We start from the raw sequence: 15,466 nt of genomic DNA, 5'->3' as shown, positions 1-15,466 counted from the left end.
GCAATAGAGTAGGTGATTATAGTATATGCTCGTGATGAAGTATAGACTTACTGCTGCTAAACAAAGCGTCGGTTTTACACCAACTTCAGCAGTTCTGCCGCCGCTGCAAAAGCTGACTTATTACCTTCTTTTACCGCACTGGCTATACCTGGCAGCTGCTCCTTTACCTGCTGGGCGGCATAAAACCGCTCTTCCAGGCTTTGCCGAATAGCCTCATACATCCACTGCAGGTTCTGGTCACGTCGCTTTTGGTCGAAGTAGCCGTTACTTTGCGTTAGCTGCAGGTACTCTTCTATAGTATGCCAGGTGCTATCAAGGCCGTTGTTCTTAAGAGCAGAGCAGATGCTTACCTGCGGTACCCAGCCAGAAGCCGAGAGCGGGTATAAATGTAGCGCGTTTTGATACTCTACCCGTGCTGATTTTGCTTTGTTGATGTTGCTGCCATCTGCTTTGGTGATGGCAATGGCATCGGCCATTTCCATGATACCGCGCTTGATGCCCTGTAACTCGTCTCCGGCTCCGGCCAGCATCAGCAGCAAGAAGTAATCCACCATGGCATGCACCGCCGTTTCTGATTGCCCCACACCTACCGTCTCCACAATAATAGCATCAAAGCCAGCTGCCTCGCAAAGTATAATGCTCTCCCGGGTGCTGCGGGTGACACCGCCCAACGATTTACCAGCAGGAGAAGGACGAATGTAAGCTTTAGGGTTGATGGCCAGCATGTCCATGCGTGTTTTATCACCCAAAATACTGCCGCCCGAACGCTGGCTGGTGGGGTCTATAGCCAACACGGCTAGCTTTTTACCTTGCTCCTCAATCACATAACTGCCAAAAGCCTCAATAAACGTGCTCTTGCCTACACCAGGTACGCCTGTTATGCCAATCCGCACGGAGTTGCCGGCATGCGGTAGTACCAGGTTTATTACCTGCTGGGCCAGTTCCTGATCAGATGGCAGCCTGCTTTCCACCAGCGTAATAGCGCGGCTCAATAGCACTCGGTCTCCGGCTAAAATACCTTCAGCATACTTGTCAGGGCTAAATCGTTTGGCCAATGTGGTAAGGGTTTGGTGTCAGCAACTGTATCTCTTCTACAAAATTAAGATTATTAGGTTGCCATACTACCTTTGCGGCCATAACACATTCAAAACTTAATTTTGGGCAGCATTATTGAATTTATCCTAAAAAGGCTGAACTTGCTTTTCAAAAGAACGGTTTAGTTGTAAGTGTCTGAAGTATAAATGTGTGTAGCATCTTTTAAATTAACTAACAGAAACCTGCTATAATGCTTTTTTAATACCTATCCATCTTATCAATCCATCAATTACTTAATGAAAAAGATTTTCATGCTGGCTGCTGCTTTAGTGGCTATGGAAACGGCACAGGCGCAAAGCGAGCTGAGTAATGCCAGTACAACAGGGCGAGGCGGGGTTCAGAATACCTTTGTACGTGATTACCAGGCAATCGGTGTAAATCCTGCAAATCTGGGCTTTGGTGCGCCTACTGTTTCATTTACGTTTCTGGAGGGAGGATTGAACGTTAGTTCACAAGCTTTTACGCGTACTATTATCAAGGATTTTTCTAAAATAGAAGATGAGCGCACCTTAGCGATGGAAGACCGCCTGCGCTATGCCAAAGCTTTTACATCAGACAACGTACTGAATGCAGGCGTAGACATGAACACTTTTGCTATAGCTGTATACCTACCAAAAGTAGGAGGCTTTGGTTTTAGCAACCGCCAGCGGATTCTGGGGCATGCAGGGTTTAATAAAAATTTTTCTGAACTACTGTTTTTAGGGCAGGAAGCTCCCGTAGTGCAGCAAACAAATGAAGATGAGCGCGTGTACGTGCATGAGTTGTTTGATGGAACTGAGCTGAAGGCATCGTGGGTAAATGAGTGGAATCTGTCTTATGGACGTAAGTTGGTTTCTTTACCTGCCGTTGCTATTTATGCAGGTGTGGGATACCGCTATTTACAAGGCCTGGCTTTGTATGAATTAAGTGCTAAGGATGGTGAGGTAAAAGCGTACAGTGCTTCCTCGCCGGTGCTGGACTTTGACTATGAAAGATACCTGGATGATCCGCAGTTCAGGTATGGCGGTGCCAATAACCAGTTAAGCCCTGTTGGCAAAGGCCATGGCTACGACGTAGGTTTATCAGCTGAGATAGCCAAAACTGTAAAAGTTAGCCTTTCTGTGACGGATATGGGTAGTATGCGCTGGAGCAAAAACCTTTTGCAGGGGCAGGATAAAGGTTTTTACCTGTCTGATATAATTAGTGCGGAAGAATATGATTTTGAGGATGTAGCAGATGTGGCACAGCAGATTATTGATACGGCCCTGGCTTTTACACCTGTAAATGAGCTTAAAACAGATTTGCCAACACGCTTCAGAGCTGGTGTAGGTGCAAAACTTGGCAATAAAGTAGAGGTAGGAGTAGACTATGTACACGCTCTTAACAACGCACCGGGCAACCTTTCCCAAGACTTCTTCGGGTTAGGAGTAGACGTAATGCCAACCTCCTTCTTCCGCTTTAGCACTGGTGTATCGACGGGAGCCGGAGAAAAGCTTAACCTTCCGATTGGCATTGCCTTCATAGCGCAATCCTATGAGTTCGGCATCAGCACACGCGATATAACCGCACCACTTACCGAAAACAATCCTGGAGCATCCTTTGCCTTTGCTTTCCTTCGCTTTAAAATAGGTAATCAGGAGTCGCTTTAGTAGTTAACTTAAGGTATAAATCAGAAGCGCCAGCCTCTATTGTGAGGCTGGCGCTTCTGATTTATACGCTATTTGCTTATCCCTTGTGCAAAATTCGGCAAGCCAAGGTCACTCTTTTGCTTACCCAGGTGAAATCCATCATCCACATAGTTACTAGCCACGCCTTTTGCATTTGGGTTATTGATTACGCCCAGGTAGTAATTGTCCTGACGTGCTACGTAAATCTTTCCGTCTGGCCCTACTTGCAAAGCCCCAAAACGCGGGCTCTTGGATGTAGCTACCACCACCGCTGACTTAGCAATGCCATCGGCACTTCCAGCATTTAGATCAAACTGTATTACCTGTGCTTTTCCGCCTCCAGCTCCGTTGGCTGTACCGTATAGTTTGCTGCCATCAGGTGAAAATGCCACCCCGTATGCCTCCTGATATCCCTTTAAAAGTATAGGATCAGATACTTTACCTGTACTGCGGTCAAAGTTCAGGAGCTCGAAGTTGCTTTCAGAGTCCCAAAGAGCAGCAGCCAGCTTGGTACCGTCCGGCGAAGGAACAAGATAGCCGATTGCCTTACGGTTCGGGCCACCATGTACAGTGCCTACCATACTTAGCACCGGCCTTGTCTCCACGCCCTCTTCATTCAACAGAAAAGCCATATAGCCGTTGCTGTTCCAGCGGTGTGCTATTACCCACCAATCGCGGCCATTGCTGTGGCGTACAGCTGTTAGTTTTTCGGTGGTTGGCGCTATCATAAAGCTGTTACGCGAAATAACATCGCCTTTGCCTTCCTGCTTTGTCATATCAACCACCGTGTAGCGCAATCCATTAGACTGCGCCTGTATATCTGTTGTGAAGATGTAATAGAGGTCGCTACTGTTGGGCTTTGGAAGTATGAGGGCTGATTGTGTAGAAGATTTACCACCCATCAAGCCGTTGCCACTGGGCATTACTTTGTGCTCACCGTTCCAGACGGTGATGCCATTGGTGTACATCAAAAGTTTGCCGTTTGCATCGGAGAGGGTGGCGCTGCCTTCTTCTGTAAATAACCGGCTGTTAGTAGCTGTAGCTGTGTCTCCTGAGAATATAATGCCTGCGCCTTTCCCGAAGTACCAGTTATTCTTTTCGCCTTGTGCGAAGGCTGCAAAACTGCTGAAGGTAAGGATGGCTGCGGCTGTTATGTGTCTTAGTCTGCTCATAGGTTTGAGGTTTGATTCCTTAAACGGTGCTTTTGCAAACCTAGTGCCAAGTATAGGAGGGAATGATGTTTTTGTGTCAAGGGTTAGACTACTCTGCAAGCGTCCGCTTGTGCCTCCGACTGCTCCAGATACCTCCCGCTGGCGTTTTCTATTGGCTCGCAGAGCCATGCCTGTATAGCTTTGGCCATACTTCCATTGCCTCTGCGTATCGCATCTTCAGCCAAGCTATCCTTTCTAGCTCCAGTTCATCCTCCAGCTCCCAAACACCAATCATTGCACTTTATACTTTGGAGCGCTCACGGCCGCGGGGCCTCGTCCTCGGGCATCGCGCTGCTTTCCTTTCCTGCCCTCGTGCCTCGGGCTGCCTCACTCCGTTCGTCACCGGAAACTCTCGAGGCGCTCAACCCAAGGACTGGGATTAGGTTCGATAGCTTCTACTTACGGAGCTTGAACTGATTCCCCTCCTCGGAGGGGTTAGGGGTGGGTTCAAATGAACTACTCTAACTACAGCGCTTATACTTTGGCAATAGCAATGACAGATTCCTCTCCTTAAAAAGGGGGGCAGGGGTGATAGGATACGGTGCTGTATAGACAGAGCAGCAAAGCTAAGCAGAAGAAAGGGCACAACTAGTTGTGCCCTTTCTTCTGCTTAGCTTTGCTGCTGTTAATCCTGTGTCTCTAACTCCAGCTCCTCCAGCGTCATATCCAATAGCTCTGGGTGCAGGGAAATGAGTTTGAGCAGCACACCGTTTGTCCAGCCGAAACCGTCTTGATTGGGATATTCGCCGCCGCCTGCTTGTAACTTCATGTTAACGACATTATACTTCTCCATCAGCTTACCCGTGTTTTGGAAAACCTCCTGGTTTTTCTCAACCCACCGCTGCGATACCTCATCAGCTAACTTATCGTGCTTGTAATTGCGCAGTGCCTGAATACCCATCCATTGCAGTGGAGCCCAGCCATTAGGCGAGTCCCACTGCTGGCCTGTATGGTTGAGGGTGGTAACCAGTCCGCCGGGCTTCAAGAAATCTGCTTTTAGTTTTTGAGCAACGGCAGCGGCTTGCTTTTTATTGGCCATGTTAAAGTATAGCGGAAAAACTGCAGCAAGGCTCGGTACATTGGTGGTCGTGCCTTTTACAAAATCGTAGTCGTGAAAGAAGTCATTTTTATCGCTCCAGTTATACTTCAGTAAGGCTTTACGGCGAGCTTTTGCCAACTTCTCATACTTCTTCGCCTCGGCTTGCTTGCCCTCCAGCCTGGCCATCTCGGCCAAGGTAAGTTCCACGTGGTAAAGCAGTGCGTTCAGGTCAACAGGTATGATGTCAGTTGTATGGATGGTGCTGAGGTTTTCTGCATCCGCAAACCAACGGCTGCTAAAGTCCCAGCCTGATTCTGCGGCGGCCCTGATATTGCGATAGACCTCCTCTGGGTTTTTACCTGACGCTTCGGCTAGCTCCACGTCCTCACGATAAGATTCTGGTCGGGGAGCAGGCTGATCATCCCAGTAGCGGTTCAGAATGCTGCCATCCGGCATGCGCACCACCCGACGGTGTGAAGGGCTAGATGATGTTATTTTATCTGCACCATTCATCCAAAAGCCATACTCTTGGCGCAGCGCAGGCGCATAGGTTTTAAGTATAGCCTTACCTTTTTCCTGTGCCAGTATCTCCAGCATAAGTGCATAGAACGGCGGCTGTGAGCGGCTAAGGTAATAGGTGCGGTTGCCGTTAGGGATATGGCCCGTGGTGTTGATCAGGTGCGTAAAATTATCAACCATGCTCTGGATAAGTGCTGTCTCACCGCTGGCTTGTAAGCCAAGCATGGTAAAGAAGCTATCCCAATAGTAGATCTCCCGAAAACGACCTCCTGGTACAATATACTTTTTCGGCAATGGAATCAGTGAGCCTCCATCGGCACCCGGTTCACGGGTAAGTATAGGCCAAAGCCGCTCAATATGCTCTGTTACCGAGAGGGTGGTATCTGTGGAGAAGCCAGAAGCAGGTTGTGGCGGCATTTCAAACCGTTCCATCACAAATGCCTTCAAGTCAAAGCCAAGCTGGCTTTTTTGTTGCTCGTAAGCCTGTAATATTTCTTGAGGAGGCAGCAGTGGGGTAGCATCAGGAAAGGTTTTGGAATCAGGAAACACATGCTGTAGCTGCACCTGCTCAAACAATTCGCCTAAATCCTGAGCTGGTTTATACAGCTTCTGTGCCCGCAACGGTTGTATAGCGAAGGTAAACGGTAATAGTAGCAGAAGGAAAAATGTTAGGGTGCTAAAAGTATGTTCTTTCTGTTGCTTCATGTAAAAAGGAACTTATGATGAATAGCCATTCATACGCAATCCGGAAGCAAAGCGACAAGTATAGCACTTGAAGCACTACTGCACAAGCCTACCCCGCCACACTATATACTTTTCATATTTGCTGCCAGTAATTTCCTTGAATTGTTCTTTATTCTTCGCTTAAAATTAAAAACCGCAGCCTATAAAACTTAACTTGTTCATAAGCTGCGGAATTAAATCTGTGAATTCAGCTACTGTATAGCTGTTGTGTCTGCCATCATCATGCCAGAAGTGTCAGCTTCTGTGTCGCCTATCCGTGTCCTGTCGCGCTCATAAGCATCTTCAGATTCAATAGATGTAGAGTTAGGAGTTGTGGTAGTTTCAGTGTTTTCACCTCCGCAGGAGGTTAGGCACATGGAGGCGCCAAGTACTATAGCTGCGGTAAATATTGAGTTTCTTTTCATAGTCTTCGGTTTTAGTTGCTGAGCTTATTTGTACGATAAATTTTTAATGATGATGAAATAAGTATGGCTTTAGTAAAATTATCAAGCATTACCTGAAGGGGTATTTTGTAAATATAATCTGCCCCATTGCATCCTTCTCATACTTTGCTAGCACATACTGTTCATACTCCGGACTGATATTTTCATCGCCGGGAGTGATTTGCGTAGGCACAGGGCTGTTACTCAGAAAGAAATAAACTTTGGTGTTGCCATACTTGGTATGAGGCATCATATCACCATACGTTTGCATCTGTTGCCATAGCGTATCTTCCACGGTTACGGCATAAATACGGGTGATAGGGCCGGTGTTGTTCTCGTTGCGATATACAGTCACCTCCTTGAAATTACCTTCGAGATCATCTACGCTTGGCAGTGAAGCGGTGTCGTAGATGAACCAGCCAATAAGGGCAACAGAAATGAGGATGATGATGTGTTTAAGTTTCATGACGAAAGGTAGGTATTTCTATGGGTAAGAAACCGGTGGGATAGGGGAAAGTTTTGTGAGCATGATGCAAACCTGCCCATCTTTGGCTGCGTCTGTTATGGTATGAGCTTGAAGTATAAGGCTAACAATCCCAATGGAATCTATTTTATCACCCTAACAGTAGTAGAATGGGCTGATGTATTTACCCGTCGCGCTTACTGCGAGTTGGTGTGTGATAGCTTAAGCTACTGCCAGCAGAAAAAAGAGCTGACGCTGTATGCCTGGTGCATCATGACAAACCATGTACACCTGATTTGCTCAGCGCCCAAACTAACGGATGTGATGCGGGATCTGAAGAAATATACTTCTCGGTTTCTGGTGGATGCAATAAAAAATAACCCAAAAGAAAGCCGGAAAAACTGGCTGTTATGGATGTTTAAGAGCGCTGCTGATAAAAGCAGTAGCCATGGAGAATACCAGTTTTGGCAGTTGGGCGGACATTATGTAGAGCTTAGCACCAATGAGTTGATGGAGCAGCGGCTGGAGTACCTGCATCAGAACCCGGTAAAAGCTGCTTTTGTGGAAGAGCCTGAGCAGTGGTACTACAGTAGCGCTCGGGATTATGCAGGAGAGAAAGGCAGATTAGAGATAGTGCTGATTGAGTAGATGTATTTGTTCTGTCGCCGGAATCTATCCGGTGCCGTGGGTGTGGGTGAGTCTCCAGACTCACTTGTGCAAGTATAAAAGCGAGTCTGGAGACTCGCTACCCACTGCACGTCACCGGTTGGATACCGGCGCCAGTATAAAACTACAAAGCCGCAGCTGAATTCATCGGCTGCGGCTTTGTAGTTTATGCTTTATCAGAAGGCTTAACTCTTCACTTGCTTCATCAGCTGCTCCAGAATGTTCTGCGCGGCTACGGATATAATGGTTCCGGGGCCAAAAATACCCACAGCGCCTGCTTTGTAGAGGAAGTCATAGTCCTGGGCTGGAATTACACCGCCTACAATTACAAGTATATCACTGCGATCCAACTTCCGAAGCTCTTCTATTAGCTGCGGTACCAGCGTTTTGTGACCAGCTGCCAACGAAGATACGCCCACTACGTGCACGTCGTTTTCAGCGGCTTGCATGGCTACTTCGGCTGGTGTCTGGAACAGCGGCCCAATGTCCACGTCAAAGCCGAGATCGGCGAAGGAGGTGGCGATTACTTTGGATCCGCGGTCGTGGCCGTCCTGCCCCATTTTAGCCACCATAATCCGTGGTCTTCGGCCTTCCAGTTCCTCGAACTGATCAGCCATAGCTTTGGCCTGTGCAAAGCTTTCGTCGTCGGTTAGTTCTGCTGAGTACACACCTGATATGGCTCTGATGACTGCTTTATGTCTGCCGTATACTTTCTCCAGGGCATCTGAAATCTCTCCCAGGGTGGCCCTTCTGCGCGCTGCCTCTACCGCCAGTTCCAGCAGGTTGCCCACGCCAGATTCTGCGGCGTCAGTTAAAGCTTGCAGTGCATTCAGTACGCTGCCTTCGTCACGCGAGGCTTTTATACTTGCCAGACGGCGTAGCTGCGATTCCCGCACGGCTGTGTTGTCAATATCCAGGATGTCAATCTCCTGAATTTGACTCGGCTTATACTTGTTGACACCTACAATAATGTCTTTTCCGGAGTCGATGCGGGCTTGCTTGCGGGCAGCGGCTTCTTCGATGCGCATTTTTGGCAAACCAGTCTCGATGGCTTTTGCCATACCGCCAAGCTCCTCCACCTCCTGCATCAGTGCCCAGGCTTTTTGAGCGATCTCATGCGTCAGCGCCTCCACATAATAGGAGCCTCCCCACGGGTCTACCACCTTCGTAATGTTTGTTTCCTGCTGCAGGTAGATCTGTGTGTTACGGGCAATGCGTGCCGAGAAATCGGTTGGCAGAGCAATGGCCTCGTCTAAGGCATTAGTATGTAAGCTTTGTGTACCGCCCAAGGCAGCAGCCATAGCCTCTACGCAGGTGCGGGTAACGTTATTGAATGGGTCCTGCTCCGTTAAGCTCCAGCCGGAAGTCTGGCAGTGGGTGCGTAGCATGAGCGATTTCGCGTTCTTCGGGTTGAACGGCTTGATCAGCTTTGCCCACAGCATACGTGCCGCGCGCATTTTGGCAATCTCCATAAAGTGATTCATGCCAATAGCCCAGAAGAACGAAAGGCGTGGTGCAAACTCATCAATGTCCATACCTGCCTTCAAGCCGGTGCGCACATACTCCAGACCATCAGCCAAGGTATAAGCGAGCTCAATGTCGGCTGTAGCACCTGCTTCCTGCATGTGGTAGCCCGAGATAGAGATAGAATTGAAGCGCGGCATATTACGGGAGGTGAACTCGAAAATATCCGCAATAATCTTCATGCTTGGCTCCGGCGGATAGATATAGGTGTTGCGCACCATGAACTCCTTCAGGATATCGTTTTGTATAGTGCCGCTTAGCTGCTCCGGTTTCACGCCCTGTTCTTCGCCTGCCACAATGTAGAACGCTAGAATAGGCAACACTGCACCGTTCATCGTCATGGATACAGACATCTGGTCCAGCGGAATCTGGTCGAACAAGATTTTCATGTCCTCTACAGAATCAATGGCCACACCGGCTTTACCTACGTCGCCTACCACACGCGGATGATCAGAGTCGTAGCCGCGGTGCGTAGCCAGGTCAAAAGCTACAGAAAGACCCTTTTGCCCACCAGCCAGGTTGCGGCGGTAGAAGGCGTTTGATTCTTCAGCAGTGGAGAAACCGGCATACTGGCGGATTGTCCATGGCTTTTGTACATACATGGTGCTGTAGGGGCCGCGCAAGTATGGCGGCAAGCCGGCAGCAAAATCCAGATGCTCAAAGTGCTTTGCGTCTTCCGATGTATAAAAAGTTTTTACCTCTATCTGCTCCGGCGTCTTCCACGGCTTTGGTTGCAACGGATCTTTAGGAGCTTTATCAGAAGCAGCTACCTTGTTTATGTCTATTTTAGAGAAGTCAGGTTTCATGTTCAATTTTGATTAACTGAATGATTGAATGACTGAATGAGTAGTAGGAATCCAGTTATTCAATTATCCAAAATTCAGTCATTATCTTTCGCCAGGCGCTTCTGCACTGCTTCCAGCAGTGTTTTCATGTCGCAGTCTTCGAAGATAAACTCCTCGTAGCCGTTGGCCATCATCTCTTCTTTCATGTGCTGCGGATCGTCGGCAAGTATGATGGTTGGCTTAGCGTGATGGTTGCGCAATCTTGGGCCAAATTCGTTTATAAAAGCCGACTCTGAAGCAGATACAACCACAACTTCCACAGATGCAGTCGTGAGCTGTTCAGATGCTTCCTCGACTGATGAGAACTGGCGCTTCTCCGTTTCGAAACCGGCACAGCTGAAAAATTCCTGCGCAAAGGTGGCATTCACCGCTCTTTTATTAGCATCACCTATCAAGGCTACAACTACCTTTGGCCTGCGTTTACGCTTGCGCAGGTGCAGCTCTGTAGCCATACGCATTACTTCTGTTGGGTAAGCGGCGCGGGTCGTGTCGAATTCGGCACTCTGTATAAGAGCCTCCGGGTCAAAGCTGATGCTCTCTTTTGGGTTCGGGTATTTGTTGGTGCCCACCAGTATATCGCGTCCGGTGGCAATGTTTTTAAATTTAAGGCGGCTGACTTCAGTGATAGAACCAAGTATAAATCCTCCGTCATAGGCATCCTCAAAGCCGCCCAGCGCCTCTACCTCGTTAAATAATCTCCACGCCTTCTGCGCCAGCTCATTCGTCAGCGACTCCAGGTAGTAAGAGCCGGCAGCCGGGTCTATGGCTTTATCTAAGTATGACTCCTCTTTCAGGATAATGGATACGTTGCGGGCAATGCGCTCAGAAAATTCATCTGAAGCTTTAAACGTGCTGTCGAAAGGCGTTACAGTGAGTGAGTCGCAACCTGCCATAACAGCGGACATAGCCTCTGTGGTAGTACGCAGCATGTTCACGTAAGGGTCGAGCGTGGTTTGGTACCAGCTGGAGGTAGCACAGTGAATGCGCAGGTGGGCAGCCAGGGCAGGAGCTGTTTGGTAAGCTTCTACTACAGTTGACCAAAGCAGTCGCAGGGCACGCAGCTTCGCAATTTCAAAGAAATAATTTGTGCCAGAGGCTATGCAAAACTGCACATTGCGCAGTACCGACTCCAGGGGTTCTCCTGCCGACGTGAGCCTGTGCACATAAGCTACGGCCGCACTTAAAGTATAGGCAATCTCTTGTGTGATAGATGCGCCAAGGCTGCTAAAGCTAGTGCCATTTACGCTTACGCCATAAAGTTCAGGGCTGTCTTTGGTAAGATCCAGTACCTCGGCTATTTCATCCAGTTCTTCTTTTGTCAGGCCGCCGTTGCCGGTTACAGGGTCAAAATTCACAAAGCCCTTCAGGTTACGGTGCGATACCTGCTTTTGCTCCAACACATTGTAAAGCTGCTTTAGGAATGCAGATGGACGATTTGTGATAGTATAGCTTACGCTGTGGCTGCTTAAGTCAATGCTGTTTACCAGGTAAGCAATATCAAATGCATCAGGTTGTTCCAGTATAAAATGAATGCCATCCGCTCCACGTTGCAGGGCATCCACAGCCTTGTCTACAGCTTGCTTCCCATCGTTGCTTACACTTATCTGCTGTACATTCAGCCAGCTGTTGTTTCCGTTTTTATTGCCTCTCAGAAAAGGGAAGTCGCCGGGCTTCTGCTTTACAAACGGCAGGTCGGCAATATCTTCTTTGGCGTAGTATGGCTTTATATTGATGCCCTCGTAGGTATGCCAGGTAAGGCTTTCCAGAGGCGTTTCCCGCAGGTCTTTGCGTGCTTTCTGCTCCCACTCAACTGCTGTGGCAGGGGTGAACGCTGCAAACAGGCGCTGTTGGTTTTGCTGCTCGTCAGTCATCATGCTTTTGTTCTAATTTCTTGTAAAGATAGACTTTTATCCCTTACGAAGTAAGGCTGGGCGGATGCTATATCTGTCTGCAAACAGCATTAATTTATCTGCGCCTGATAAGCCTGATACATCCAGTAGCCGATCAGTAACCATAGTATAACTATCACAGCGGCCATTACATAATTGGGCTTGCGCTCGTGCATCTGCTCTTTGGCTTTCTGGCGGTAGTAGTGCAGCAATGGCTTGGGTACCAGCTTTACGGAAAGCCAAATGCCGAGCGGCAGTAGCAGCAGGTCGTCGAAGTAACCTATAATGGGAATAAAATCCGGTATCAGGTCGATAGGGCTGAAGGCGTAGGCTACGGTAATCAGTACCATCACTTTGGCTGCAAAAGGCATGCGCGGGTCCTGCGAGGCTAAGTATAATGTATAAATATCCTCTTTCAGTTGCCGTACAAACTCTTTCCATTTCCGAAGCATGTTAGCTTGTACGGGAGATAAGCAGGAAAGTCAGGCCAAGTATGGCGGTAGCTGTAACACACTAGGTACAAGATGAGCTTAAATTCATTATCTTGATCTTTCACCTTAAAACAAAACCATGAACAGAACTTATACTTTAAGAAACCGTGTCATACTTGCTGCCCTTGGGCTGGGGCTTTTAGCAGCTCCTGCCATGGCACAGGACACCAAGCTAATGGCCAAAGCGAGCAACCTGGCCGATAAAGTAGAACCGAAGGTAATAGAGTGGCGCCGGCACTTTCATGAGCACCCGGAGCTAAGCAACCGCGAAACCGAAACGGCAGCCCGCATTGCTGCTGAGCTGAAGAAGATGGGCATCGAAGTAGAGACAGGCGTGGCTAAACATGGCGTAGTAGGTATACTTAAAGGTGGCAAGCCCGGGCCTGTGGTAGCGCTGCGTGCCGATATAGACGGCTTGCCTGTAACCGAACGTGCTGCTATACCTTTTGCCTCAAAAGCCAAGGGCACCTACAACGGTAACGAAGTTGGCGTGATGCATGCCTGCGGCCACGATACACACATTGCGATGCTGTTGGGTGCAGCAGAGGTGTTATCCAGTATGAAGAGTGATTTAAAAGGTACGGTTAAGTTCCTGTTCCAGCCAGCCGAAGAGGGCGCTCCTGCAGGCGAGGAGGGAGGAGCCAGACTGATGGTAAAAGAAGGTGTTTTAAAAAAAGGCCCGAAGCCAGAGGTGATCTTTGGCCTTCACATCAACTCACAAACAGAAGTAGGTACGCTTAAGTACAGGCCAGGTGGCATTATGGCCGGAGCCGATGTGTTCCGCATCAAGGTAAAAGGCAAGCAGGTACACGGCGCTAACCCGTGGGCAGGTGTAGACCCCATTGTGGTGTCGTCCCAGATCATTTACGGCTTGCAAACCATCATCAGCCGCCAGACAGAGCTAACTGAAGATGCAGCGGTTATTACAGTAGGTATGATCCACGGTGGCGTGCGTAACAACATCATCCCGGAGGAGGTGCAGATGGAGGGCACTATTCGTACGCTGGACAAGGACATGCAGAAGAAGATCCACGATAAGATCCGCCTAACAGCCACCAACATTGCTGAAAGTGCCGGTGCTACTGCTGAGGTAGAAATAGAAGAAATGGCTGCTATCACCTATAACGAACCTGCCTTGACCGAGAAGATGCTGCCAACGCTTCAGGCAACAGCTGGCAAAGGCAAAGTGGTGCTGATGAATGCCATGACAGGAGCCGAGGACTTTTCTTACTTTCAGCAGGAAATTCCGGGGCTATACTTGTTTGTAGGCGGCATGCCTAAAGGCCAAGACCCGGCCAAAGCACCAGCCCACCACACGCCAGATTTCTACGTGGATGAAAGCGGCATGAAGCTAGGTGTGAAAACACTGACAAACCTGACGCTGGACTATATGAACGGGAAGAAGTAATCTTAATTTCGTTGTAAAAAGAAAGGCTGCCTCTAGGGCAGCCTTTTCTGTTATTGTACAACCAACTTACCCGTTCCCACAGGTTTATAGCGGCTGAGGATGGTGTAAAAATACATGCCACTGCTGAGCGAAGCAGGACGAACGAGAGCGTTTTGCCCTGGCTGTAACTTCATACGAAGTACTGTTCTGCCGTTGGTATCCCGCAACTGCAGGTACATGCCAGGCATGTCAGGAGCTTTGATTACAAATTCATCGTGTATTGGGTTCGGGTAAAGTATAAAGCCAGCCTTCGAAAGATCATCCCTCAAGCCCGTTGGCTGCTGCTCTCCAATAATCAGGTAAGTATAGCTCCAGTCAAAGTTATAGGGCAGATCCGATGTGATTGGAGCTTTAGCAACGCCCGCCTGCCCACGCATGCCTATTGTATAGTGCATTGGGCGTGTAAGTTCGGCGGAAGGAGTAAAGGTTAAGGTTACAGCTTTGCCATTGGCAGAATCACGCACCGCTACAACTGGAGAGGCAAGGTCTAAAGTGTCCAAGTCGCTGAATTGCATTGCACTAAGCGCGTAAGTAGAGCCTTCTGCATTCTGTAGGAAATACTCTAGTTTCAGAGGCTGGGCTGGGCGTGCAAGTATAGAACCATCATTATTTACTGTTAGGCGGTCTTGGTTTACCAAATTTAGCCTTGGTTGCTGCGTGCGGTCTATTACATTTAGTAGGAAGTCTACTACAGTAGAGCCCACAACTCTTCCATCTCTGTGCTCCGTAATTTTAACAGCCAATGCGTGGGTGCCTTTTGTTGTTGGCATCTCCCAGCGTAGCTCGCCAAATTTATCTATAGTTAGACCTTCTGGAAATGTATATCCCGCTATAGCAATGCTTTCTCCGGTTGCTATTCTGGTTCTGGGTACAACCAAATCATACGTTAATTCATCTCCGTCAACATCATACGCTATTAAATTATGATGCATTTCTTCGCCAGCGTACGCCATGAAAAGAGGGGTGCTAGCAAGCTTCACCCCATTTTTATTTTTAACGGACTGATCTACCTGCACATTCGTATGAACTACAAATGAGTTTTGATCTGATGGTGCAGGAACATTGATAATACCGTGTTCCCTGTTCTGTGAAACCGGAGATACAGTATAATTTCCATTAGCTGAGTAGGTGTAACTCCATAAGAAGGTTTTGATATCAAATTGTTCGCTATACTGTTTTACCTCCTTCCGATTTGCCTGTACTTTATTTCCGTCTCCCATGTCAAAGTTAATGAATGGGTCGTCTGCAGAAGAAGCACGGTTTGTATATAGCGTATACACAAAATTATACTTGCGTGGGTTCTGGGGATCTACAGAATAACTGATATAACCCCCAGTCAGATGTGTGGCCTGTGCGAATAGCGGCAATAAGAACAGCGCTATCATGCTAATAATCAATCTTGTTTTCATAGGGAGAGACTTTTGTAGTGGTAAAACAATTTACATAAAATATTTTGTAATAGTTT

12 protein-coding genes are annotated in these 15,466 nt (G+C 48.2%); 3 read left to right on the top strand and 9 right to left on the bottom strand.

Annotation, left to right across the window (positions count from 1 at the left end; all coding sequences use genetic code 11):
• Window positions 1-74 precede the first annotated feature (74 nt).
• Window positions 75-1,055, bottom strand: coding sequence for a methylmalonyl Co-A mutase-associated GTPase MeaB (gene meaB / locus ACFQ2O_RS01920; protein ID WP_377522476.1), 981 nt, complete (start codon window positions 1,053-1,055; stop codon window positions 75-77).
• A gap of 276 nt (window positions 1,056-1,331) precedes the next feature.
• Between meaB and ACFQ2O_RS01915 the strand changes: the two genes are divergently transcribed.
• Complete coding sequence (locus ACFQ2O_RS01915) at window positions 1,332-2,723, top strand: DUF5723 family protein (protein ID WP_377522475.1); 1,392 nt, start codon at window positions 1,332-1,334, stop codon at window positions 2,721-2,723.
• Window positions 2,724-2,791: 68 nt separating this feature from the next.
• Here ACFQ2O_RS01915 and ACFQ2O_RS01910 read toward each other — a convergent pair whose 3' ends face one another.
• The 4 genes from ACFQ2O_RS01910 to ACFQ2O_RS01895 all read right to left on the bottom strand — a co-directional run bounded on the left by ACFQ2O_RS01910 (window position 2,792) and on the right by ACFQ2O_RS01895 (window position 7,142).
• Window positions 2,792-3,913 carry a YncE family protein gene (locus ACFQ2O_RS01910; protein ID WP_377522473.1) on the bottom strand — a complete coding sequence of 374 codons (1,122 nt, stop codon included), beginning with the start codon at window positions 3,911-3,913 and terminating at the stop codon, window positions 2,792-2,794.
• A 664-nt stretch (window positions 3,914-4,577) separates the two neighbouring features.
• Entirely contained in the window at window positions 4,578-6,215 is a 1,638-nt protein-coding gene (gene treF / locus ACFQ2O_RS01905; RefSeq protein ID WP_377522472.1) for an alpha,alpha-trehalase TreF, read from the bottom strand.
• 230 nt (window positions 6,216-6,445) lie between these two features.
• Window positions 6,446-6,658: a hypothetical protein gene (locus tag ACFQ2O_RS01900; protein ID WP_377522471.1), complete on the bottom strand. Its 213-nt coding sequence runs from the start codon at window positions 6,656-6,658 to the stop codon at window positions 6,446-6,448.
• A gap of 88 nt (window positions 6,659-6,746) precedes the next feature.
• On the bottom strand, window positions 6,747-7,142 hold the full coding sequence (locus ACFQ2O_RS01895; protein ID WP_377522470.1) for a hypothetical protein: 396 nt from the start codon (window positions 7,140-7,142) through the stop codon (window positions 6,747-6,749).
• Window positions 7,143-7,244: 102 nt separating this feature from the next.
• Between ACFQ2O_RS01895 and ACFQ2O_RS01890 the strand changes: the two genes are divergently transcribed.
• Window positions 7,245-7,787 carry an REP-associated tyrosine transposase gene (locus tag ACFQ2O_RS01890; RefSeq protein WP_377522469.1) on the top strand — a complete coding sequence of 181 codons (543 nt, stop codon included), beginning with the start codon at window positions 7,245-7,247 and terminating at the stop codon, window positions 7,785-7,787.
• A 203-nt stretch (window positions 7,788-7,990) separates the two neighbouring features.
• Here the strand turns inward: ACFQ2O_RS01890 and scpA are convergent, their stop codons facing one another.
• From scpA to ACFQ2O_RS01875, 3 genes are all read right to left on the bottom strand, one after another.
• On the bottom strand, window positions 7,991-10,135 hold the full coding sequence (gene scpA, locus ACFQ2O_RS01885; RefSeq protein WP_377522468.1) for a methylmalonyl-CoA mutase: 2,145 nt from the start codon (window positions 10,133-10,135) through the stop codon (window positions 7,991-7,993).
• Window positions 10,136-10,209: 74 nt separating this feature from the next.
• Complete coding sequence (locus tag ACFQ2O_RS01880) at window positions 10,210-12,048, bottom strand: methylmalonyl-CoA mutase family protein (RefSeq protein WP_377522465.1); 1,839 nt, start codon at window positions 12,046-12,048, stop codon at window positions 10,210-10,212.
• Between the two features lie 86 nt (window positions 12,049-12,134).
• Window positions 12,135-12,515, bottom strand: a complete 381-nt coding sequence (locus tag ACFQ2O_RS01875) for a YkvA family protein (RefSeq protein WP_377522463.1) — start codon at window positions 12,513-12,515, stop codon at window positions 12,135-12,137.
• Between the two features lie 118 nt (window positions 12,516-12,633).
• Between ACFQ2O_RS01875 and ACFQ2O_RS01870 the strand changes: the two genes are divergently transcribed.
• A complete protein-coding gene (locus ACFQ2O_RS01870) occupies window positions 12,634-13,962 on the top strand; it encodes an amidohydrolase (protein ID WP_377522462.1) in 1,329 nt (442 codons plus the stop codon).
• Window positions 13,963-14,012: 50 nt separating this feature from the next.
• Here the strand turns inward: ACFQ2O_RS01870 and ACFQ2O_RS01865 are convergent, their stop codons facing one another.
• Window positions 14,013-15,410, bottom strand: a complete 1,398-nt coding sequence (locus ACFQ2O_RS01865; RefSeq protein WP_377522461.1) for a T9SS type A sorting domain-containing protein — start codon at window positions 15,408-15,410, stop codon at window positions 14,013-14,015.
• Window positions 15,411-15,466: the final 56 nt, after the last annotated feature.

It is taken from the genome of Pontibacter rugosus (assembly GCF_042678745.1).
GTDB lineage: Bacteria > Bacteroidota > Bacteroidia > Cytophagales > Hymenobacteraceae > Pontibacter > Pontibacter rugosus.
The sequence above is the reverse complement of the archived record's forward strand: the minus strand, read 5'-3'. Positions and strand labels throughout refer to the sequence as shown.